The 22,197-nt window shown below is 69.9% G+C and carries 21 protein-coding genes; 10 read left to right on the top strand and 11 right to left on the bottom strand.

Annotated elements, in window-relative coordinates:
* The first annotated feature begins 74 nt into the window (after positions 1-74).
* The 5 genes from SLW52_RS13270 to SLW52_RS13290 all read left to right on the top strand — a co-directional run bounded on the left by SLW52_RS13270 (position 75) and on the right by SLW52_RS13290 (position 4,024).
* Positions 75-788, top strand: a complete 714-nt coding sequence (locus SLW52_RS13270) for a DUF2306 domain-containing protein (protein WP_320740345.1) — start codon at positions 75-77, stop codon at positions 786-788.
* Positions 789-909: 121 nt separating this feature from the next.
* A complete protein-coding gene (locus tag SLW52_RS13275) occupies positions 910-1,572 on the top strand; it encodes a hypothetical protein (protein WP_320740344.1) in 663 nt (220 codons plus the stop codon).
* On the top strand, positions 1,569-2,147 hold the full coding sequence (locus SLW52_RS13280; protein WP_320740343.1) for a hypothetical protein: 579 nt from the start codon (positions 1,569-1,571) through the stop codon (positions 2,145-2,147). Before SLW52_RS13275 ends, SLW52_RS13280 begins: the two co-directional genes overlap by 4 nt.
* A complete protein-coding gene (locus tag SLW52_RS13285; protein ID WP_320740342.1) occupies positions 2,134-2,727 on the top strand; it encodes a hypothetical protein in 594 nt (197 codons plus the stop codon). The genes SLW52_RS13280 and SLW52_RS13285 overlap by 14 nt, the downstream gene beginning before the upstream one ends.
* A complete protein-coding gene (locus SLW52_RS13290) occupies positions 2,720-4,024 on the top strand; it encodes a hypothetical protein (protein ID WP_320740341.1) in 1,305 nt (434 codons plus the stop codon). The genes SLW52_RS13285 and SLW52_RS13290 overlap by 8 nt, the downstream gene beginning before the upstream one ends.
* A gap of 68 nt (positions 4,025-4,092) precedes the next feature.
* On the opposite strand, the gene SLW52_RS13295 is transcribed toward SLW52_RS13290, so the two are convergent.
* The 3 genes from SLW52_RS13295 to SLW52_RS13305 all read right to left on the bottom strand — a co-directional run bounded on the left by SLW52_RS13295 (position 4,093) and on the right by SLW52_RS13305 (position 6,055).
* Positions 4,093-4,842 (bottom strand): BPL-N domain-containing protein, encoded by a 750-nt coding sequence (locus tag SLW52_RS13295; RefSeq protein ID WP_320740340.1) that lies wholly within the window; start codon positions 4,840-4,842, stop codon positions 4,093-4,095.
* A gap of 29 nt (positions 4,843-4,871) precedes the next feature.
* Positions 4,872-5,276 (bottom strand): hypothetical protein, encoded by a 405-nt coding sequence (locus tag SLW52_RS13300; RefSeq protein WP_320740339.1) that lies wholly within the window; start codon positions 5,274-5,276, stop codon positions 4,872-4,874.
* Positions 5,277-5,476: 200 nt separating this feature from the next.
* Positions 5,477-6,055, bottom strand: a complete 579-nt coding sequence (locus tag SLW52_RS13305) for a DUF3617 domain-containing protein (RefSeq protein WP_320740338.1) — start codon at positions 6,053-6,055, stop codon at positions 5,477-5,479.
* A 346-nt stretch (positions 6,056-6,401) separates the two neighbouring features.
* Between SLW52_RS13305 and SLW52_RS13310 the strand changes: the two genes are divergently transcribed.
* On the top strand, positions 6,402-7,589 hold the full coding sequence (locus SLW52_RS13310) for a DUF2252 family protein (protein ID WP_017914456.1): 1,188 nt from the start codon (positions 6,402-6,404) through the stop codon (positions 7,587-7,589).
* Between the two features lie 27 nt (positions 7,590-7,616).
* Here the strand turns inward: SLW52_RS13310 and SLW52_RS13315 are convergent, their stop codons facing one another.
* Entirely contained in the window at positions 7,617-8,078 is a 462-nt protein-coding gene (locus tag SLW52_RS13315) for a GNAT family N-acetyltransferase (RefSeq protein ID WP_320740337.1), read from the bottom strand.
* 460 nt (positions 8,079-8,538) lie between these two features.
* Between SLW52_RS13315 and SLW52_RS13320 the strand changes: the two genes are divergently transcribed.
* The gene (locus SLW52_RS13320; protein ID WP_026143418.1) at positions 8,539-9,186 is read left to right on the top strand and encodes a response regulator; all 648 of its coding nucleotides are present in this window, start codon (positions 8,539-8,541) and stop codon (positions 9,184-9,186) included.
* A 600-nt stretch (positions 9,187-9,786) separates the two neighbouring features.
* Here the strand turns inward: SLW52_RS13320 and SLW52_RS13325 are convergent.
* A complete protein-coding gene (locus SLW52_RS13325; RefSeq protein WP_320740336.1) occupies positions 9,787-13,338 on the bottom strand; it encodes an Rne/Rng family ribonuclease in 3,552 nt (1,183 codons plus the stop codon).
* Between the two features lie 394 nt (positions 13,339-13,732).
* On the opposite strand from SLW52_RS13325, the gene SLW52_RS13330 reads away from it, so the two are divergent.
* Positions 13,733-14,722: an RluA family pseudouridine synthase gene (locus SLW52_RS13330; RefSeq protein WP_320740335.1), complete on the top strand. Its 990-nt coding sequence runs from the start codon at positions 13,733-13,735 to the stop codon at positions 14,720-14,722.
* A gap of 51 nt (positions 14,723-14,773) precedes the next feature.
* On the opposite strand, the gene SLW52_RS13335 is transcribed toward SLW52_RS13330, so the two are convergent.
* The 4 genes from SLW52_RS13335 to SLW52_RS13350 form a co-directional block, all read right to left on the bottom strand.
* Positions 14,774-16,618 (bottom strand): DUF3300 domain-containing protein, encoded by a 1,845-nt coding sequence (locus SLW52_RS13335; protein WP_320740334.1) that lies wholly within the window; start codon positions 16,616-16,618, stop codon positions 14,774-14,776.
* Positions 16,619-16,744: 126 nt separating this feature from the next.
* Complete coding sequence (gene zupT / locus SLW52_RS13340; protein ID WP_320740333.1) at positions 16,745-17,566, bottom strand: zinc transporter ZupT; 822 nt, start codon at positions 17,564-17,566, stop codon at positions 16,745-16,747.
* A gap of 85 nt (positions 17,567-17,651) precedes the next feature.
* Entirely contained in the window at positions 17,652-18,083 is a 432-nt protein-coding gene (locus SLW52_RS13345) for an energy transducer TonB (RefSeq protein WP_152236258.1), read from the bottom strand.
* 5 nt (positions 18,084-18,088) lie between these two features.
* Positions 18,089-18,430 (bottom strand): 4a-hydroxytetrahydrobiopterin dehydratase, encoded by a 342-nt coding sequence (locus SLW52_RS13350; RefSeq protein ID WP_267085686.1) that lies wholly within the window; start codon positions 18,428-18,430, stop codon positions 18,089-18,091.
* 86 nt (positions 18,431-18,516) lie between these two features.
* On the opposite strand from SLW52_RS13350, the gene SLW52_RS13355 reads away from it, so the two are divergent.
* Positions 18,517-19,113 (top strand): NfuA family Fe-S biogenesis protein, encoded by a 597-nt coding sequence (locus tag SLW52_RS13355; protein ID WP_017915596.1) that lies wholly within the window; start codon positions 18,517-18,519, stop codon positions 19,111-19,113.
* Positions 19,114-19,126: 13 nt separating this feature from the next.
* Positions 19,127-20,842 (top strand): transmembrane repetitive protein, encoded by a 1,716-nt coding sequence (locus tag SLW52_RS13360; protein WP_320740332.1) that lies wholly within the window; start codon positions 19,127-19,129, stop codon positions 20,840-20,842.
* 350 nt (positions 20,843-21,192) lie between these two features.
* Here SLW52_RS13360 and SLW52_RS13365 read toward each other — a convergent pair whose 3' ends face one another.
* Both SLW52_RS13365 and SLW52_RS13370 read right to left on the bottom strand, forming a co-directional pair.
* Complete coding sequence (locus SLW52_RS13365) at positions 21,193-21,654, bottom strand: cytochrome c (protein WP_017911097.1); 462 nt, start codon at positions 21,652-21,654, stop codon at positions 21,193-21,195.
* Positions 21,655-21,661: 7 nt separating this feature from the next.
* Complete coding sequence (locus SLW52_RS13370) at positions 21,662-22,045, bottom strand: cytochrome c (RefSeq protein WP_026143839.1); 384 nt, start codon at positions 22,043-22,045, stop codon at positions 21,662-21,664.
* Positions 22,046-22,197: the final 152 nt, after the last annotated feature.

Here is a 22,197-nt window from a genome sequence, read left to right on the forward strand (position 1 = left end):
GGCTCGGCTGCCCGGCACCGATAGTGTTGCACTTGAAGGACGCGGCGGACATGCCGCGGCTTGAAGTCCGGCCCATGGCCGCATTTGTCACTCCAGGGGGCAGCATGATGCATTCGGCGTATCGGTCGCAGGCAAGCACGACAGCGAAATCCAGACGGTCGGGCTATGCATGGGGCGTGCTCGCTGTATTGAGCGGCACGGTCGCCCTGCTGTCCTATCGCTATCTGTTCGACCGAGGTCCGGTGCCACCTGGGGTCGCAGCCAACCGGCACGTGCATCCCTGGTTGATCGTGCACGCGACCAGCGCCGCGACGGCGCTGCTCTGTGGGCCCCTCCAGTTCGTTCGCCGGCTTCGTCTGCGTCACCCAGGGTGGCATCGGGCGACCGGACGCGTGTATGTCGCGGGTTGCATGGTCGGAGGCCTCTCCGCCGTGTTTCTTGCTGCCGGGATATCCACCGGGCCTGTCGCTGGCGCGGGATTCGGTGCGCTTGGAATCGCGTGGATGGCGACAACGGCCATCGCGCTGCGTAAGGTTCTGACAGGTCGGCTGGCTGAGCATCGGCGCTGGATGATGCGCTCGTTCGCCTTGACCCTGTCTGCGGTAACGCTGCGTCTTTACCTGCCTTTCTCGACGTTTGTCTTGGGCATCGAATTTGTCGTGGCCTATCGGGCGATTGCCTGGTTATGCTGGCTACCGAATCTTCTGGTGGCCGAGTGGCTGATGAAAGCGCGCCCATCGGCCCTCGGGCGAGATGACGTTAGCCCCGATTTCAAGCGCTCAGAATAGGTACCCGCGTCGTGGGATCCGCGATAAGCGCCTTGTCTCTCGCTTGGAGCATTTGCAAGGTGGTCTGGAAGTAGGATCCACAGTGCGGACGGTATACTGCTTCTCTTCATTCAGTTGCGGGTTGCACGTCTTCGCAACCCGGTGCTACCGTCCGGCCGAGCTTCCAAAAGGGTCACCCGGTTTGGTGAGCAAAGCATCTCTAGGACAGTGGCGGACACGGATGCTGGCCGGGATCGGTGGCATCGCCGCGATCGTGGTGGGGTGGGGCATCGGGTTGTTCGAGGCCAAGGACGTGCCGGTGCCGCCCGCGCTGCAGTCTGGGAAGGACGTGGCCGCTGGCGAGTGGTCGCTGCGCTTCGACCACGTGGAGACCAGCGACCGGTTACCGGATGGCGAGGTGGTGTCGCGCGACGGTCGCAAGGCGATCGTGCTGTATCTGCAGGCGACCAATCGCACCACGCAGACCAGCGGATCGCTGGTGCAGGCGGTGGCGTTGAAGGCGCCGCCGCGCGGCGCAGATGTACGCCCGACCGCCTATCTCGTGCGCGATCGCGCGGCGACTACCGAGTTGCAACCGGGCCTGCCGGAACAGATTGCCCTGGTCTGGACCTATCCGGCGACGGAACAGGTGGCTGGGCGCGTGCGCTTCGACATCACCGCCAGGACCTTCAGGGCCTTCGACAATCTCTACGCGCAGCCGATATGGACCGATCCGCATCCGGTCGGCGTCGTGGAGTTGCCGCTTGGCGCAGCGCGTGCCGGCGCACAGGCGGGTGAACCGTGAAGCGGCTGGCCGCCATCGCGGTCCTGCTGCTCGGCTTCGTGCTGCTTGCCGGGATGCGCTGGACGATGCCGCGCTACGAGCGCATTACTGGCCCGATCGCGGTCTCCGGAGCGCCGGACGGTTGGGTGCAGACCGACAATCTGGCCGTGGACGCCGGCACGCCGCAGCTCGCGCGCACCATCCGTTTCAAAGCGGCGGGCGCGCTGCAGCAGCGCGACAGCGGCGGCGTGTGGCTGGTGGTGCCGGTGCGGTCGAAGGTCGCGCGCGCGACCGCGCGCGTGTACGGCCGGGTCTGGGCAACGCCTGATGGCCGCCGCTACCGCGCCAGCGGCCGCGCCGAGATGGGCGATGCGGTGCTGTCGTCGATCAAGACGCTGCAGCCCGGGTTGGAGCGCAAGGACGTGCTGGTGTTCGAACTGCCGTCCGCGCTCGCCAGGGCCGGCGGCACGCTGCTGCTGTCGGAAGACCGCGACCCGCAACTGACGGCCGATGCGCAGGTGCGCTATCCGCCGCCCTCGCCCGCAGCGGCGGTCACCGATGTGCTCGATCTGGATGTGCTGCATGCACGCCTCTGACCGCGACGTGGCCCCGGCCGTTTCCGAGCGGCGCATGCGCTGGCTCGCACTGGCGGCATTGGTGGTGCTGGTGCCGTGCACGATGGCCGCGACCGGCTGGCGCGACGTGCGTGAACTGCTGCATGCGCGCGAATGGCGGCCGGTGGATGTGGCGATGGCGCAGACCGTGGACTACGACGGCGCCGCCGTTCGCCTCGCGTCGGTCGACGTGCTGCCGTTCGAGGCGGGGCTGCCCGCCGATCGCACCTTCGTGCGCACGCGCCTGGCGCTGGCGCCGGGCGCCGCCGGAGCGCAGTGGAGCGATTGCACGCTCAAACTGATCGACAGCACTGGCCGATCCTGGTCCGCGATCGATACCGTGCCGGACCTGTTGCAGCGTGCCCTGGCCAAGCCTGGCGAGTCGCCCGGCGTGGCCTGCGATGGACTGGCCGTGTCCGCGGCCAAGCCGGGCGTGCCGTTGGCGATCGACGGCTACTATCTGGTGCCGCGTGCGGTGGCCGCGCAGCTGCAACTTACCGTGAGCACGCGCGGCGGTCGCCCGCATTACCTCCGTTTCGCGCGGGGGCAAGGCCATGACTGAGTTGGCGCTGCGCGGCGGCCCGCTGGGGCTGATCGGCGACACGCTGCGGCTGTGGTTCCGCTATCTGCCGCAACTGCTGGCCGTGGCGCTGGCCGGCGTGTTGCTCAACGAACTGCTGCTGCAGGCGGCGGTGTGGATCGGCTACCAGAACCGGCTCGCCGGCTTGCTGTCGCTGACCCTGGTGGTGCTGGTCAAGCTGGTGATCTTCGTGCTGCTGTTCGAAACGCTGCGCCCGGCCTTGCCGGGAATCGCCAGCGCGGCGCTGGCCGAACAGGCCGACGCGACGACAGCGCAGGACGAGGGTAGGGCGCGCTGGCGCCGCCTGTCGGCGATCGTCTCGCAGGCGCTGGTGCCGTTCTTCGCCTACTACGCCGCCTGGGGGTTTCTCGGCGAGACCATCCGCGCCTACGGACGCGAGGGCTTGGGACAGTTCAATCCGTTCGACCCGACCTACCGCGGGTCGCTGTTCGAGGTGTCCGGCGGCTGGTGGCTGGCGGCGTCGGTGGCGCTGCTGTGGCTGATCCGGCGCGGCGCGAAAAAACAGAAGCAGCGCAGCGCGCATCCGGCGTGGAACGTGCTGATCGTGCTGTGCGAGGCCGGCTGGACCTTCGTCGGCATGTACGTGCTCACCGAATGGAAGGGCGGCGTGTTCCGCTGGCTGGCGCATCTGCGCATCGCCGATCTCGGCCAGCAACTGTGGCAGGGCATCACCCATCCCATCGGTGTCGCGCATGCTGCGTTGCCTGGCGCGGTGGAGCAGGCGCCGCCGGGCGTGGCGGACACGCTGGTGGTGATCTTCTTCTCGGCCTTGTTGCCGGTGGTCTGGCTGGCGTTGGCCGCGCTGATCTACCGCTACGACGTGCACAACGCCGAATGGAATGCGCCTGCCAAGTGGTCGAGCAAGGTCGACGGCACGCTGGGGCTGTGGCGCAAGCTGCCGACGTGGTTACGCGACTTCATCGGCCATTTCTGGGCGGGGACCGTTTCGCGCTATCGCGCTGCGGCCAACAGCGTGCAGTTGGCCGGCGCCACTGGGCTGGCGGCCCTGGTCACCTTGATCGTGCTGTATCGCGCCCTGGACTGGGCCTCGGCCTGGGCCTGGATGGGACTGACCCGGTTGATCGGCCCGCACCCGCAGGTGGTGTGGCAGGCGATCGCCAATCAGCTGTCGGTGGTGCTGGGCACGCCTAGCGACCCGGGCGACGGCATCCTGCCGCAGACGCTGAAGATCTGCCTGCTCGCGGCGACCCTCGAGCGCGCCTTCCGTGCGGGGCGGAGCTGGCGGGCGTTGAAGTAGTCCGCGCCGCCCGAGTCGTCCGCATCGGGCGGTGACGCGTCAGCCGGCGGCGGTCGGCACCGATGGACTCAGGGCTGCGACGACGGCAGGGCGAACTCGTCGAACAGCGCCTGCAGGACCGGCGTCCTGGGCATCCTGTCCAGCGGGATCTCGGCCTGTTCGAACCAGCTCCGGTCCGCCTCGGGATGCGGACCGCTGAGCACGACGGTGCCGCGGCCGAAGCTGTAGCGCGCCGCAGCCACATCGCCATTGGCGTAGGTGCCGAGCGCACGGAAGCCACCCTGGGTGCTCTTCGGGAAGTAGGGGCCGTCCTGGAAGAACACGCTGTCGGGGCGGCCCTTCCAGCGAACCGCGACGGCTTCCTCATCGATGGTGGTGACGGGGAAGCCGGGTCGGCCGACCTCGCCATCGAGATCGTCGCCGATCAGGCCCATGTTGGTGTCATCGGCAAGATAGGCACCCATACACAGGCCTAGATAGCCGCCGCCCTGCGCGACGAAGTCGCGGATGGCGGCGATCCGGCGCTCGCCCATCGCCCGCAATGCGGCCGGAATGTCCTGCCCGCCGCCCGGTTGCACATAGATCGCATAGCCGCGCAGGGTGGCGGGCGTGACGTCTTGCGCCTCCTTCGGGCCGATGATGTCGACCTTGTACTGCGGACTCAGTGCCTCGATCGCTTCTTTGGCGGTTTCTGAGCAATCGTCGCAGCCGGCTGCGCCGCGATAGACCGCGACACGGATCGTGGGTTGCGCATTCGCCGCGGACACGCAGGCGAACGCGAGGCAGCACAGCGCCGCCAGTCGCAATGGAAGTTTCATGGTCGGCGCTCCTGGCGCAAGTCGGAGATTCAGCGTTTGTGCGAACGCGGCAATGCGACCAGTCTGTAGTCGCCGTCGCCGATCGACGGCCCGATCTTGCAATCGGTGAGGCGAACCGCCTCCTTGCCGGCCACCTTGCGCGGCAGGCAACTGCCGCCATGCGTGCAGAACGCGCCGCCCGACGGCGTGTCGCGCGCGATGTCCACCGGCAAGGTCTGGCCCTTGTTCCAGGTGTTCTGCATGTCGTCCTTCACCGTGGCAAGCATCATCGCGTGACAGTCCGGCGCCGGCGTACGTGCGCTCGCCAGGGCGGGTACTGCGGCCAGCGCGATGATCGTGGCCAGAAGGGTGTTGCGCATGGGTGTCTCCTGTTCGTTGTGGGGCGGCACGGCAAGGACGCAAGGAGCGACGCGGCTGTCGCTGGAGGCGTACATTCGGCCGATCGGCCTGCAACCAGGTATGAACAGGCCAGTGCCTCGCTGCGCAGGCAACTGGTCGGAGGGTGGATCGCGCCGCGGCAAGCGCGGACGCCCGCGCATGAAAAACGCCGCGACGGGTCACCGTCGCGGCGCTTGGAACAGGACTGGGATGCTTCCAAAAGCGACGCTGGGCGTCGGCATCAGGACAGGCGGGCTCAGCCGGCGGCCGGCGCCTTGGTGTCGCCCGGCTTGATGTCGCCCGGCTGGCACTCGCCCAGGCGCTTGCCGTCCATCTTCATGTGCGTCTTCATCGACATGCCGCCCGGCAGGCCGGTGATCGTGGAATGCGATTCGGAGGCCATCTCGGTGGCGCTGAAGGTGCCGGTGCTGGTGCCTGCGACCTTGATGTCGCCCATCGTGCAATGCATCTTCGCGTCGATCTTTCCGTCCTTCATGCTGAAGGAGTCGTACACGCAGTTCTTCTGCATCGGCGAGGCGCTGCCGAAGAGGCTGGTGGGATCGTTGATCTGCTTGGCGGTAAGGCAGACTTTGGCGGTGCTCGGCGGCACCTTCGGCATCTGCGGCATGTTGCCGGAGCCGCCGCTGGTCTCGCTGCTCACCTGCTCGATCCGCATCTCCCATTGGCCGGGCTGCAGCTTGGCCGCCTGCACCTTGGCCACATCGGCGACCGAGGCGTTGGACATCGCGACGTCGTCGCCGTTCTTGTCGCCACCCTTGCTGCAGGCGGCGAGCAGCACACACACAGCAACCGTTGCCGGCATGGTCAGACGCATGAACTTCTCCCTAAGTTATGTGAGGTGCGCGGAGCATAGCCGGGGGCGTAATTAAGATGACGTCGACGCCGGGCGCTGCCGTTGGCGCGTGCCTGGTCACGCAGGAGGCGGCGGAGAGGCTGGATCCGACCGCCGCGGGCACGCGCGTCGGCGGCAGAAGAATCAGCAACCCTGCGCAATCGCACGCCGCCACCGCGCCTGCATGCGGTGCGTGGCCGCGCGATCTCCGCGATCACTGCGTATGTTGCCCAGGTGCCTGCCGTGCACGGACCATTCCGTTCGGCTCTGCTAGCGTCTGCGCCGCCGCGCGTGACCCCCACGCCATCCGCTCCAGGTCCGACCTTCGATGCCCAGCCTCGCCGAACGCCCCGTCATCCTCGAACGCAAACGCACGTTGAAGATGGCCCGCTCCGCCCACGCCTATGTCCGCGGCAACACGCTCAAGTTCTACGAATGGCTGGCAGCGTCGCCGGCGGCGCGGCGCGTGCCGATGGGACCGGCGATCTGGATCTGCGGCGACTGCCATCTCGGCAACCTGGGCCCGGTCGCCGACGGCGAGGGGCGCGTCGAGATCCAGATCCGCGACCTCGACCAGGGCGTGATCGGCAATCCCGCGCACGATCTGATCCGCCTGGGCCTGTCGTTGGCCACCGCGGCACGCGGCTCGGACCTGCCCGGCGTCACCACGGCACGGATGATGGAGGCGATGATCGACGGCTATGGCGCCGCCATCGAGGATCCGACCCGCGATCACCCCGGTGCCGAACCCGAGACCGTGCGCAGCATCCGCCGCGAGGCCTTCGGCCGGCGCTGGCGGCATCTGGCCAAGGAGCGGCTGCAGGCGGTGGAGCCGCGTATCCCGCTGGGCGAGAAGTTCTGGGCGTTGGCGCCGGAAGAACGCGAGGCGCTGGAACGGCTGTTCGCCGATCCGAAGGTGGCGCAGATGGTGCTGTCGCTGAAGGGGAAACCCAAGGATCGCGAAGTGCGTCTGGTCGATGCGGCGTACTGGATGAAGGGCTGCAGTTCGCTCGGCCTGCTGCGCTACGCGGCGATCGTCGGCCTGAAGACCGGCAAGGGCCACTGGTCCTATGCGCTGGTCGATCTGAAGGAGGCGATCGCACCGATCGCGCCGGCCGCGCCCGATGCGCGGATGCCGGCGGACAACGCCGAACGCGTCACCGCCGCCGCGCGGGCGTTGTCGCCCTACCTGGGCAGCAGGATGATGCCGGTGCACATGCTGGGCCGCTCGCTGTTCATTCGCGAACTCTCGCCGCGCGACCTGAAACTGGAAGTCGACCAGTTCAATCACGTCGAGGCGGTGCGCTCGGCGCGCTACCTCGCCTTCGTCGTCGGCAAGGCGCATGCGCGGCAGATGAAGCCCAGGACGCGGGCCGCGTGGCTGCAACAGTTGGATGCCGACAGGCGCAAGGCCATCGACACGCCGTCGTGGCTGTGGGAGAGCGTGGTCGCGCTCGCCGGGCATCACGAAGCCGGTTATCTGGAGCACTGCCGCCGCTACGCGTTGGCCGCCTGACGGCGACTTCTTGAGGCGCGATCCGTTTCAGCCGCGCGTGCGGTCCAGGTCCAGCGCCATGTCCCAACGGTCCAGCCCCGCGCCGTAGCCGTTCGCGACCACGCGCTCGACCGTGAAGCCGAAGCGCGCGTAGAACGCCTGGGTGTGCTGGCTGGTGTCCAGTTCGATCCGCGCGACGCCGGCACTGCGGCAGGCGTCGAGCCGGGCCTCGGTCAGTGCGCGGCCCAGGCCCTGGCGGTGCAGGCGGCGGTCGACCATGCCCCAGCCGAAGCTGGCGACGCGGCCGTCGGCGCGCAGCGCGTGGCCGCCGCAGGTCATGACCGCGCCCGCGCGGACGACGACCAGGTAGTGCCAGGCGCCGGTGTCGTGCTGCAGGAAGCGGTCGAAACCGGCGCGTTCGCTGCGATCGAAGAACTGCGGGACGTTGCTGTCGAACAGCGCCAGGCAGGCGGCGCGGTCCTGCATGACGTAGGGACGGATCGTGTTCACTCGGGCAGTGTGTCGCAGGCGGCCAGGCATGTCGTGGCTGCGCCGGGTGTGGAGGTCGCATCGGCCATTTCCGACGCGAGTGTCGGAAAATTTCGCCGGGCCTGTCCGGGATCCGCAGCGGGGTGGTGTCCGGAAGCGGGAAGGGGGAGGGTCAGATAATTCTGACGTGAGATCAGGATTGTCCTGATAACGCTTTTCCCGCCGCACCAGCATACTGGCCTCGGCCTGACGCAGGGACCGTCGCGCGCCTTACGGGGAGAGCGCTGGCAGGTCACTCGACCCTGCGTGCCGAGCCTTGAGTAAGCTCGGCAGGGTTTTGATGACGACACGATGACGTTTCGCGAAGTGCAGATGAGCACTCCGTGAAGCGTCTTCGTTTGTCTACAAATTCGTATTGCCCTGAATAATTCACGCAGATAGTCTGGATGGTGCGGTATCCGCTGCGTTGGGGTTATACGAGATGGCCATCAGGGTTTTTCTGGTCGATGATCACGCTCTTGTCCGTACGGGCATGAAGCTGATCCTGTCGAATCAAACGGATATCGAGATCGTCGGCGAGGCCGACAGTGGCGAAAATGCGCTCCCGCAGATCCGGCAGCTGAAGCCGGACATCGTCCTGTGCGATCTGCACATGCCCGGCGTCAGTGGGCTGGAAGTCACCGAGCGCATCGTCAAGGGCGACCACGGCACCAAGGTCATCATCGTCTCGGTGCTGGAAGACGGCCCGCTGCCCAAGCGCCTGCTGGAAGCCGGTGCCTCCGGTTACGTCGGCAAGGCCGGCGACGCGCAGGAGCTGCTGCGCGCGGTCCGCGACGTGGCGATGGGCAAGCGCTACCTCGGCGCCAACATCGCGCAGAACCTGGCGCTGGCCAATCTGGAAGGCGGCGGTTCGCCATTCGACGCGCTGTCGCCGCGCGAGCTGGAAGTGGCCCTGCTGCTGACCCGCGGCCTGCGCCAGGAAGACATCGCCAAGCGCCTGAGCCTCAGCGCCAAGACCGTCAATACGCACAAGGCGCGGCTGTTCGAAAAGGTCGGCATCCAGGACAACATCGCCCTGGCGCGCCTGGCCACGCAATACGGCTTGCTGGATCCGACGCATCCGCTGTAGTCGGCGGTTCCTGCCGAGCTGACACGAGAGCGGCCTTCGGGCCGCTTTTGCGTTGTGCTTGCGCCAACGTGCGGACCTGCTCGCAGTGGCTCGATTGCGAACCCGCGTCCGCGGCTATCGCCGACGCCCCCGGCACTGGCGCGTGCCGCGGTCGAAATGGCTGGGTTTGGCGAAAGCGGTGGAGTAGGGAGTGCGTGCTCTGCGCGAATGCATCGCTCGCGACTGCAGCGAGCGCGCAACGACGCGGACGTGCATGTGGTGGTGGATCTTCAAGACACTTCGGTAGCCTTCCGCGCAGCACGTACTCCACGCATCGCGTGTTTTCGCAGGCGCGGCTTCAGCCGCGACCGGCGCATCGGGAAAGCCCCGTCGCGGCTGAAGCCGCTTCTGCGGAGGTGATGGTGTGTCTCGTCGAGTCACGGCAAAGCGAGTTTCGCCGTGGCTTTGAAGCCGCTGCTGCCGCGCCGAACAGGACGCGCGAAAGGCAGTACGCGTGCAGACGATCGTCTTGAGCCGTAGCGATGGAAACGCTTCACGGGCGTCCACAAAAAAAGCGGCCCGAAGGCCGCTTCTTTCATGCTGCACCGGCAGGGGCGGGGATCAGCCGCGATCCTTGTGCTCGTCGCCGTCCGCCTTGTCCGCGGCATGCGGCGCAGGCGCTGCGGACTGCGCCGCGGCAGCAGCACGTTCCTTCCGCGCCGCCTCGTCCACAGCCGCGATCTCCGCTTGCGCCGGCGTCGCCGGAGCAGCGACGGACGTTGCGCTGTCGTCGCGTGCCGGCGTGACCGATGCGGCCTCGGTCGACGCTGCGGCCGCTGCCTGACCACTGTGCGGAACCGCCGCCGGTGCCTCGGCGAAGGCATCGAGCAGGGTGGTCTGTACCGGTGCGTAGGCCGGCTTGGCCGCGGCAGCGTCTTCCGCACGCGGTTCCGCGGGAGCGGTGGACGTGGCGGCCGGCGCTGCGCTCGGCGCGACGGTGGTCGCCGTCGGCGTGGTCACGCCCGCCGGATCCTCGACGGTGGCCGTGGCATCCGCCGCGTCCGGCTCGGCGACCGGCGCCTTGGCGGCGTTGGCAGTCGGTTGCTCGATGGCGGTGGTGACCGCCTGCGGCTGCGGCGCGACGGCCGGCGTTGCGGGTTCGGCCGGTGCCGCGGTGCGCTCGGTGGCGACGGTTTCCTGCGCGACCGGCTTGTCCTCGGCGACTGCGGCCGCCATCGGTGTGGCCGCGACCACGGTGTCGGCGTGGGCCACGGCGGCAGCGCTGACGCCCTGGGCTGCAGCGGCCGGCGCGGTCGGCGCAGGCGATGCGGTCACGGCCTCGACGGGGGCGGCCGGCTGCATCGGTGCGGTGGCCGGCGTAGGCACGGGGTCGGCGGCGATCGGCGCGGGGGCCTGGGCAGCGCCGTCGGCCGGTGCCGGTGCACCGACAGCAGCCGGACGCTCGCGACGCGGCTCACGCTTCTCCTGCGGCTCGCGCTTTTCCTGCACGGGCGGCTGCGACTTGGCCGGAGCGGCATCGGTGGCGCCGTCGTCGTCGAAGTCGAACTCCGGCTGGCTGCGGCTCGGCGCCGGCGCGCTTTCGCCGTCGCTGTCGCCGGCATCCAGGTCGGCATCGTCCAGGCCGGCGGCATCGCCGGCAGCACCGGCTTCGCCATTGCCACGGCGACGGCGGCGGCCACCGCGACGGCCACGACGGCGGCGGCCGCCGGCATCGCCGGTACCGTCCTCGCCCTCGGCGCCTTCGCCGGCGGGCACGGCCTGCGCGGTTTCGGCGGCGTTTTCGCGTTCATCGATGCTCGCTGCTGCCGCGGTCTGCGCCGGCTGCACCGGTGCGGCGGCTGCCGCGTCGACGGCTGCTGCCGGTTCCTGCGACGCGGCGATCGCGCCACCGGCGACCGCGGCGGCGGCCAGGGTGGTGGCGTCCTGCACCGGGGTCGCCGGTGCGGTGGCGACCGGCGCGGCCTGCTGCTTGGCGACGGCTTCGTCGGCGCGCGGCTGGCGTTGCGGCTTGTCGCCCTGCACGGCGGCCTGTGCCGGCTCCTGCTGCGGCTTCGGCTGGCGCGGCGGGTTCTGCGGCTGCTGCTGCTTCGGCGGCTTGGGCTGTTGCGGCTGCTGCTGCGGCTTGGCCTGCTGCGTGGCCTGCTGCGTGGCCTGCTCGTTGCGCGGCGCCTTGGGCTGCTGGTTCTGCTGCCCGGCCGGCGCGGCGGCGCCGTTGCCGGTGCGGCGCTCGTCGCGGCGCGCGTTGCCGCCGCCGTTGTTGCCGTTGCCGCGCGCGGCATTGCCGCCCTGGCCGCCGTTGCGGTTGCCGTCGCGGCGCGCATTGCGGTCGTGACGATCGCCACGGTCGTTGCGGTTGCGGTTGCCGTCCTGCGGGCGCTGGCGCTGTGCCGGCTCGGCGGCGGCCGGGGCCGGCGCCGGGCTCTCGCCGGCGCCGAAGATGCGCTTCAGCCAGCCGACCACCCCGGTGGCCGGCGGCGCGACCGGTGCCGGCGCAACCACGGGCGCCGGTGCCGGTGCGGCCACCGGTTCTTCGACCACTTCGCGCACCGGGGCCGGCTGCGAGTGCTTCACATTGGTCACCGCAGGCGCCGGGATGTTCAACTGCGCCTTGGTCAGCGCGTGCACCGGCAGCTTGCGCGGGGTGCCGCGCTGGTAGCTGGGCTTGGTGCTTTCCTCGCCCAGCTCGTTCTCGCGCAGGCGGGTCACTTCGTAGTGCGGGGTGTGCAGCTGCTCGTCGGCGACGATCACGATCGGCGCGTCGTGGCGCTTCTCGATCTCGCTGAGCGCGCGGCGCTTCTCGTTGAGCAGGTAGTTGGCGATCTCCACCGGGGCCTGCACCAGCACCTGCCCGGTGTTCTCCTTCATCGCGTGCTCTTCGGCGACGCGGATGATCGACAGCGACAGCGACTCGACGCTGCGCATGCGGCCGTGGCCGTCGCAACGCGGGCAGACGATCTGGCTGGATTCGCCCAGCGACGGACGCAGGCGCTGGCGGCTCATCTCCAGCAGGCCGAAGCGCGAGATGCGGCCGATCTGCACCCGCGCGCGGTCGTACTTGAGCGCGTTTTGCAGGCGGTTCTCGACCTCGCGCTGGTGCTTGTTGGAGGCCATGTCGATGAAGTCGATGACCACTAGGCCGCCGAGGTCGCGCAGGCGCAGCTGGCGCGCGACCTCTTCGGCCGCCTCCAGGTTGGTCTGGAACGCGGTGTCCTCGATGTCGCTGCCCTTGGTGGCGCGCGAGGAGTTGACGTCCACCGCGGTCAGCGCCTCGGTCTGGTCGACCACGATCGAGCCGCCGGACGGCAGGCGCACGCTGCGCTCGTAGGCGGCCTCGATCTGCGACTCGATCTGGAAGCGGTTGAACAGCGGGATGTCGTCGGTGTAGTGCTTGAGCTTGCGCAGGCTCTGCGGCATCACCTGCTGCATGAACTCCTGGGCGTCGCCGTACATCTCGGCGGTGTCGACCAGGATCTCGCCGATGTCGGCGCGCAGGTAGTCGCGCAGGGCGCGGATGATCAGCCGCGACTCCTGGTAGATCAGGAACGGCGCCGGCTTGGCCAGGGCGGCCTCGGCGATCGACTTCCACACCTGCAGCAGGTAGTCCAGGTCCCACTGCAGCTCTTCGGCATCGCGGCCGACGCCGGCGGTGCGGATGATCACGCCCATGTCGTCGGGGATGTTCAGCTTGTCCAGCGCTTCCTTCAGCGCGGCGCGGTCCTCGCCTTCGATCCGGCGCGAGACGCCGCCGGCGCTGGGCGAGTTCGGCATCAGCACCATGTAGCGGCCGGCCAGGGAGATGAACGTGGTCAGGGCCGCGCCTTTGTTGCCGCGCTCTTCCTTGTCCACCTGGACCACGACTTCCTGGCCCTCGCGCAGCAGTTCGCGGATCGTCGCCTTGTTGTGGTCGACGCCGGCCTGGAAGTAATCGCGGGAGATTTCCTTCAGCGGCAGGAAGCCGTGGCGCTCGCCGCCGTATTCGACGAAGGCCGCTTCCAGCGAGGGTTCGAGCCGGGTGATGCGGCCCTTGTAGATGTTGGACTTCTTCTGTTCCTTGGACGGCTGCTCGATGTCGATGTCGTACAGGGTCTGGCCGTCCACGATGGCCACACGCAGTTCTTCTGCCTGCGTGGCGTTGATCAGCATTCGCTTCATTGTTGCGTTCCTCGCGCTGCTACCGCGCGGAACGCCATGGGGTTTCGCTTCTGGTCACGCTTCGTCGCCCATCGCGCAGGCGCGGGGTGGGCGTCTTGGGTTTCCAGCGCTACGACACCACGGCGAGCCGCGGGAGCGCTTCTTGCTTTTAGGTGGTTCAGGACCGGCGGCGACTCCAGCCAGGCTGGGCGCCGCACGGGGCATGTTCAGCGCGGACGCTTGCGGCATCCGGCGATGGCCGGGTAGGCCGGTGAGCCGCTAACATGGCCGCCCCGGGGGCGGTGGTCGCGCACTGTGCCGGAATCGTCGTAAGCCGGGCTTCTGGCCCTCAACTAACTTCCAACGAAATCAAACCCTTATCTCGCCCCCCGAGTGTAACAGAATAAACTGCCTGATGACTTCCCCCGCGATCCCTCCAAAGCCGCGCGATGTCGCGACCAGCGCGGTGCGCATTCTCAAGGTCCCGGAAGACAGGGCCGGACAGCGCGTAGACAATTTCCTGCTCGGCCAGCTCAAGGGCGCGCCGCGCAGCCTGATCTACAAGCTGATGCGCAGTGGCCAGGTGCGGGTCAACGGCGGCCGCACCAAGGCCGAGCGCAAGCTCGAGGCCGGCGACGAGGTGCGCATCCCGCCGGTGCGGCTGACCGAGGAGGGCGAGAAGAGCGCGCCGCCGGATGCGTTCATGGCCCGGCTGGAGGCGGCGATCGTCTACGAGGACGCGCGGCTGCTGGCGCTGAACAAGCCATCCGGCGTCGCCAGCCATGGCGGCAGCGGGATCAGTTTCGGCGCCATCGAGACGCTGCGTGCGCTGCGTCCCAATCAGTCGCTGGAGCTGGTGCACCGGCTCGACCGCGACACCTCCGGGCTGCTGATCGTGGCCAAGAAGCGCTCGGCGCTGACCGAATTGCAGGCGCTGATGCGCGAGGACGACCGGGTCCAGGGCCGCGGCATCAGCAAGCGCTACCTGACCCTGCTGGTCGGGCGCATGCCCGACGGCACCATGAGCGTGGACGCGCCGCTGCACATCGGCCTGCGCCAGGGCGGCGAGCGCCACGTGCAGGTGAACGCGGCCGGCAAGCCGTCGCTGAGCCACTTCCGGGTGCTGGAGCGGCGTGGCGGGCACTCCTATTGCGAGGTGCGGATCGAGACCGGTCGCACCCACCAGATCCGCGTGCACGCCCAGCATCTGGGACATCCGGTCGCCGGCGACGACAAGTACGGCGATCCGGCGGTCAACAAGCGCCTGCGCGAACAGATCGGGCTCAAGCGCCTGTTCCTGCATGCCGCCTCGCTGGAGTTCAGCCTGGACGACGGCAAGACGCCTTATCTATTGAATGCCCCGCTGGCCGACGAACTGGCCGAAGCGCTGAACCGCCTCGGCTGAGGCGAGGCTCCTGAATCCGGGAGCGGCAGCGTGGCCGCCCCCGGATCGTGCTCAGCTCTCGTGGTGGTCGTGGTCGTGATGTCCGTCGTGATGGGCGGGTGCCTGCCGTTGCTGTGCCGGATGCGACTCGGCCGGCCGCGGCTCGGGCATGCGCGGTGGCGGGGAGAAGCGGGCCACGCGCTGCTCCTGGCGTTGTTCCTGACGCTGCTCCTGGCGCGGTTCCGGCATCGGCGCACGCATCGCCTCGCGCGGCATCTGCGGCGCGCGCGCCTCGCGCTCGGGCGCCGGCGCATGCCAGGCCTGCGCGCGCGGGGCTTCGCTCGGCAGTGCCTGGCGCGGCGGCTCCGTGCGTGCCATCTCGCGGGCGAAACCGGACGGCTGCATGCCCGGGTCGCCGCGCCGCGGCGGTTCCGCAAAGCGCGCTTCCGGCATGCCGCGATTGGCGATGGCCTCGCGCGGCGCCTGGCTGGGCGTCAGCGCCTGCGGTACCGGGCGGCCATGGAACTGCGGGACCGGCATCGCCGGAGCCGCGCGCGGCGCGTTCGGCTGGGCCATCGCCACGCTGCGTTGCGGAGCCGCGGCATGCTGGGCGAAACCGGGCAGCAGGCGCTGGTCACGTGCGGCGGCCATGGCCGCTGGCGTGCCCGGAGCCGGCAGGCGCTGCACCGGCGGTGGCATCGCTGCCACCGGGCGGCCGGCCTGCAGCATCTGGCTGGTGAAATGCGGCATGGTCTGCGGCATCGCCGGGGGGTGGGCCCGCGCGGGTCCGAACGCCGCTGCCGGCGCACGCGCCGCCATCGCCGCGGCGGCCATCGCGGCGCCCGCCGGCGCACGCGCGCCAGCGAAGGCCTGCTGCCCGCCCGGACCGCCCATCGGCGCGGCCGGCGGCGGCGCACCGCGGTAGTCGTTGTGCACGTAGCTGCGGTTGTCGTAGTGGTTGTTGATGATGGTGGTGCGCGGCGCGTACACGCTGTTGCGGTAGACCACGTAGTTCGGCGCCGACGGCGGCGCGTTCCAGTTCACCCCCCAGTTGTTCCAGCCCCAGCTGTGCCACGGCGGCGCCGGTTCCAGCCAGCCGAACACGCTGTGGTGGTGGTGTTCGAGCGCGTCGCCGACCAGCACGCCAACGCCGAAGGAGATGATGCCGGCGGTGACCAGGTCGCCGGTGTCGTAGTAGGGGCGCGGCGGGCGATAGCGGTACTCGCGGTAGACGTTGACCGGTGCGCCGTAGACCACGTCGGGGTCGTAACGCGGCACGTAGACCACGTCCGGCTGCGCCGGTTCGATGACGATGTTGCGGGTCGGCGGCGGCACCGCGTCGGCGTAGGCCGGGGCCGATTCCACCACGGTGCGCTGCACCACCTGCACGCGTTGCTGCGGGGTGCTGCGCAGGTGGCCCTGCGCCTGAGCGCGCTGGCGCATCACCTGCACCGCGTCCAGCACCTGGTTGGGATCGTGGGCATAGGCGTCGCCCAGCGCGCGGGTCCAGTCGCCGTTGCCGGCCAACTGGTCGACCACGTCGGGGAAGGCGGTCAGCGCCTTGACGCTGGGGTCCCAGGGTTGCGCCGCGGCCGCCTGCAGGCGGTCGGTGGCGGACAGGGTACGGTTGTTGCGCAGCCAATCCTGCGCGGACACCACCTGGTCCGGGTACACCGAGGCGGCCAGGGTCTGCGCCAGCAGCTTGTCCGGGAACAGCGCGATAGGCGCGACCAGTTGATAGAGCTGGTCGGCGGTCGGGGCCACGTAGGGGGCAGGTGCGGGTGCCGCGGCCGGGGCGGGCGCATCGGCCTGGGCCGCAGGAGTGGGCGTGTCCTGCCGCTGGCAGGCGCCCAGCGCCACCACGCTCAGTGCGGTGAACAGGGCCAGCCTGGCCGGGGGCAGGGGACGGAAATCCATGCGACACCTCATCGAGCGGGGCGAAGGTCGCCGCAGCATGCGCCGCCCTGGGTGTCTGCGACCTTTCTGCGCGGCGCGCTCGCGCAGGCCAGCGAGCGCGCGTTCAGCCGGCGTCGGCCGCTGCCATCAGACCGGTGCGGACAGGCGGAACAGCACCAGGCTGAGCGCCAGCGTGGCCATGCCTGCGACCAGGCCGTATACCGTCTCGTGCCCCTGCGCGTAGCGCTTGGCGGCCGGCAACAATTCGTCCAGGGCCAGGAACACCATCACCCCGCCGATCAGCCCGAACACCGCACCGAACACCGCCTCGGACAAAAAGCGCGCCAGCGCGACGTAGCCGATCAGCGCGCCGATCGGCTCGGCCAGGCCGGACAGCAGGCTGGCGGCGAAGGCATAGGACTTGCGCCCGGTGGCGTAATGCACCGGCACTGCGATGGCGATGCCCTCGGGGATGTTGTGCACGGCGATGGCGAAGGCCAGCGGCATGCCCACCGCCGGACTCTCCAGCGTCGCGAAGAAGGTGGCAAGACCCTCCGGAAAGTTGTGCGCGGTGATCGCCACCGCGGTGAGCAGGCCGACGCGCTTGACGTAGGCGCGGTTGTCGTCGCGGAACAGCGGATCGCGGCTGTTGAGGCTTTCGTGCGGATTGGGCACCAGCCGGTCGATGGCCACGATCAGCACCATGCCGGCCAGGAATGCCAGGGTGGCATAGGCCTGGCCCAGGCGCGGATCGAAGGCGGCGCTGAAGGCGGTGATCGACTTGCCGAGGATTTCGGTCAGCGACACATACACCATCGCGCCGGCGGAGAACGCCAGGCCGAAGGCGAGCAGGCGCGGATTGGGTCCCTTGCTGAACAACACCAGCACGCTGCCCACGCCGGTGGCCAGGCCGGCGCCGAGGGTCACGGCGAGCGCGACCAGGACATTGTGCAGCGGGATCTCCAGCATGCGCCGGCGGCTCCGAGGAAGAGGCGTCGATCAGACCCGGCGTGGTGCGGGCGTCGCGTGAAGGCGCGCGGTGCGCGCCCGTGGCTCAGCCGGCCTTGTGCGCCTGCGCGTCCAGCGCGAAGCACCGGTCCGGGCGCGGCTGCGGCGGATTGAAGTTGACCGGCACCTGGATGGTCCACGGCACCGCTTGGCCGTTGCGGGTAGCGGGATTGAAGGTCCAGCCGCGCACCGCTTCCTGCGCCGAGGCGTCGAGCTTGGCCTGGCCGCTGCCGGTGACCACGTCGACTTCGGTGGGCTTGCCCTGCACGCCGACCACCACCTTCAGCACCACGGTGCCGCCGATGCCGGCGCAGGCCACGTCGATCGGGTAGTCCGGCGGCGGTGTCTTCACCGCGGCGACCTCGGTCGGCGGCTGGGTCACGGTGTGTTGCTGGGATTGCTGGGATTGACCGCAGGCGCTGAGCAGCACGGCGCTCAGGCAGGCCAGGGGGAGCAGATGGCGGGCGGTGGCTGTCATCGTGATCATTCCGGAAGGGCGGACGCCTTGGCGGCGCAGATGAAGTCGTTCTCGCTGAGGCCACCGACGTCGTGGGTGGAATAGCGCACCACCACGCGGTCGTAGTGCACGCCCAGGTCGGGGTGGTGGTCTTCGCGGTGCGCGATCCAGGCCAGTGCGTTGACGAAGGCCAGGGTGTGGTAATAGTTGGGGAAGCGGAAGGTGCGGCTGATCGCGTTGCCGTTCTCGACCACTTCCCAGCCGGGCACCTGCGGCAGCAGTTCGGCCAGGCGCGCCTGGGTCAGTCTGTATTCGCTGCCCTTGCAGGGCGAGCAATGGGCCTGGGCGAGCGGGATCAGGTCGTTCATGGAAGGTCTCTGCGGTGGAACGGACAGGGCCGGTCAAGATACCGCCCGCGATGAGCGCAGGGCGTGGAAGGGTCTAGAATACCCGCATGATCCAGATCTCAGACAACGCACAGGCCCATTTCCGCAAGTTGCTCGAACGCGAGGCCGTGCCCGGCATGGGCGTGCGCCTGAGCGCGGTCGATGCCGGCACCCCGCGTGCCGATGCGCGGCTGGAGTTCGCCGAGCCGGCGGACCTGGCCGGCGACGAATGGGCGATCGATTGCGACGGTTTCACCCTGTACGTGGCGGCCGACAGCGTCGGCTGGCTCGACGGCGCCGAAATCGACTACGTCACCCAGGGCACCGGCCAGCAGCTCACCATCAAGGCGCCCAAGATCAAGGGCGAAGCGCCGGGCGAGGCGGCCTCGCTGGTGGAGCGGGTGCGCTGGGTGGTGGAGAACGAGGTCAATCCGCAGTTGGCCCAGCACGGCGGCCGCGTGGCGGTGCAGGAAGTCTCCGCCGACGGCGTGGTGCTGCTGCGCTTCGGCGGTGGCTGCCACGGCTGCGGCATGGCCGACGTGACCTTGAAGCAGGGTATCGAGAAGACGCTGATGGGCCGCGTGCCGGGGGTGACCGCGGTGCGCGACGCCACCGACCACGACAGCGGCAGCGCTCCCTACATCCCGCGCGATTCGGCCGCCTGACGTTTCGCTGCCGGTGACGCGCGCCGCCGACATCCTCAATGTGTTGTTGGCGCGCACGCCGCGCAAGCTGCTGCGCGATCGCCGCACCGGCCTGCCGTATGCATGGGCGCACTGGATCGCGGCGCAGCCTGCGCTGCCGAGGCCGTTCGCGGCCCCCGAACTGATCGCGGCGATGCCGCCGGCGCAGCCGCCGGCGACCCTGCGCCTGCCGGCCTTGCCGCTGTGGCAGGCGTTCCGCCGGTTGTGGTGGCAGCACTGGGATCCGGCGCCGTACGACCAGCGCTGGTGGCGGCGCATCGCCGTGCTGCTCAGCCTACTGCTGCATCTGCTGTTCGCCATCTTCCTGCTGTGGGTGGCGTTCGTGCGCTGGCTGCCGCCGCTGACCGATGCGGACCAGGCCGGACGCGTGCAGGTGGAATTCGTCGGCCGCGGCACGCCCGCCGAGAGCGGCGGCGGGGCGCCGGCCGAGGCGGCCGCATCCACGGAGGCGACGTCGCCGACCCCGCCGCGTGCGCAGCGCGCCGCGTCCGCGCGGCCGCGGCCGACGCCGCCCGCCGCTGCTGCGCCTGCACAGCCTGCGGAGCCGACGCCGGCAGCGCCGGCGCCCACGCCGACCACGCCGACCACGGCCAGTGCACCACCGCCGCCGGCGGAGCAGCCGCTGCAGGTGACCGAAACGCCGACGCCCACCCGTGACTTCGTACTGCCGCCGCCACCGAGCGTGCGTGTAGCGGTGCCGACACCGCGCGCGGTGGTGCCGCCCGACGTGCAGGTGCCGGTGCGCGAGGTCGAAGTGGTCACCGACGTGCCGACCGTGGCGCAACTGCGGTCGCGCGACATCGCGGTGCCGCGCCCAGTCGCACCGCAGGTACAGGTGCGCGAACGGGAAGTGCCGGCACCGCTGCCGCAGGTGCAGGTTCCCGCACCACAGCTGCGCACGCCGACGCCCACGCCGGTGTTGCCCAGTGCGGACGTGCCGCAGGTGCGGCAGATCGAAGTGCCGACGCCGAGCACCGCCACCGCGAGCGCACCCACGCCGGCACCGCCGGCTGCCCCGGCCGCAAGCCCGGACACGACGCCGGCGAGCGCGCAGACCCCGCAGCCGGCGCCGGCCGGCGCTGCGGCCAGTGCGACTGCCAAGCCGACCGCGCCCGCGGCCGGCACCGCGCCGCCCGGCAGCCAGGCCGCGAGCCCGGGCAGCGGTCCGGCGCCGGTCGCACGTGACGGTGGCTGGGCCACGCCGCAGCGCGGCGACGACTGGGGCGCGGCCGCACGCAACCGCCCCGGCGATGCCGGTGCCGGCGCCAGCAAGGGCGGCGGCCTGTTCAATGCCGACGGCAGCGTGCGTTTGGCCGATGGCCGCGGCAACGACCAGGCGCCGGCGCGCAGCGCGCCCGGCTCGGAGACCGACACCTGGACGCGCGAGCGCATCGAAAAGGCCGGTGAGTGGCTCAAGCGTCCGCCGTACGACTACACGCCGACCTCGTTCGACAAGTATTGGCTGCCGAACGCGACGCTGCTGGAAGAGTGGGTGCGGCGCGGCATCAAGTCGGTGAAGATCCCGATCCCGGGCACCACCAGCAGCATTTCCTGTGTGGTCTCGATCCTGCAGGTGGGCGGCGGCTGCAGCATCACCGACCCCAATCTCAACGAGCAGCCGGCTGGCGCGCGGCCGCCGCCGAACGTGCCGTTCAAGCGCGAGCTGCAGGAAGACAACGGCAGTCGCTGAGTGGCGGGGTACCCGCCCGCTCACACATGCGGGCGCCGCACATCACCAGCTGCGGCACACGCGGACCGGGCGCGGTTTGGTCCGAGTGGACGACTTCAGCTAGCACGGCGTTGCCTGCGAGGGCTCATCGCGGATGAAGCCGCTCTTACGTGTGTGCCTCACGTCGTTGGATAGGGTAGAAGCGACACCGGATCGCGCACCACGCGAAAGTGGCGGCGAGCTGGTCACGCGTCGACGATGTCGCATCCGGAGCGCGCGCTGTGCGCAGTCCCGTCGCCGCTGCTCGGCGCAGCCTGGTGCAGGCGACCGCGCGCGTCATGTGGCGTGCGCGGTCCCTGCGCGCGGCGCGCTCAGTTCACGCCGTGCAAATCGCGCAACTGGCTGCTGCGCGAACCGAAGTAGGCGGCCAGGTCGGCGATGTCCTGGTCGCTCAGCTGCGCTGCCTGCGGGCTCATCAGCGGATGCGTGCGGGTGCCGCCGCGGTAGGCCTGCAGCGCGTGCGCGAGGTAGTCGCCGTACTGGCCGCCGAGCTTGGGATAGGTCGGGTCGATCGGCGCGTTGCCGTCGGCGCCGTGGCAGTCGATGCAGCTCTGCCCGGTGGCCTTGCCCTTGGCGTGGGCCAGCTTGTCGCCGGCGTCGATGCGCCCGCCGGGCAGGCCGGCGGAGGAGCCGGAACCGTGCTCGCCGCTGGCGTGGCCGGGGTCGCCGGCGGATTTGCTGGTGGATTCCACCTGCGATTGCGAACAGGCCCCCAGGCACAGGGCGGCAAGCAGGACGAGGGCGGGACGCAAGGCGTGCGCGGCGTTCGGCATGGGAGGCCTACTTGAGGGTGGACAGGAAAGCGGCGATGTCGGCGATCTCCTGGTCGGAGAAGCTTTCCGCCTGGGCCTGCATGGTCGGATGCTTGCGCTTGCCGAGCCGGTATTCGGTCAGCGCCTGGGTCAGGTACTGCGCCGACTGCCCGCCGATCTTGGGGATGCGGTAGCTGGGATAGGCGTTCTTGTAGCCGGTGACGCCGTGGCAGCCCTGGCAGGTGTAGGTGAGCACCCGGCCGTTGGCCGCGTTGCCCTGAACAGGCGCGGGTGCCGCGGCTGCGGCAGCGGGAGCGGCGGGCGCCGGCGCGGTCTGCGCCATCGCCGGGGCGGCCCCAACAGAAACGAGTACGGCCAGAGCAAAACAAGCGGCTAGCGGCTGCGTGCGCATGGTTTCGTGGTCCGGAGGACGGATTGGGGTTCCGGCGTGGGGGAACACGGAACGGCCCGAGTATAGCCTCACCTTTCGCGGCTTCGAAACTGGCGGCGGTGGGCGACCCGTGACCTTTGGGGCATTCGGCACGACGTCGATTGGTGATCTAC

The sequence above is a fragment of the Xanthomonas sp. LF02-5 genome, from assembly GCF_034105325.1.
Classification (GTDB): domain Bacteria; phylum Pseudomonadota; class Gammaproteobacteria; order Xanthomonadales; family Xanthomonadaceae; genus Xanthomonas_A; species Xanthomonas_A sontii.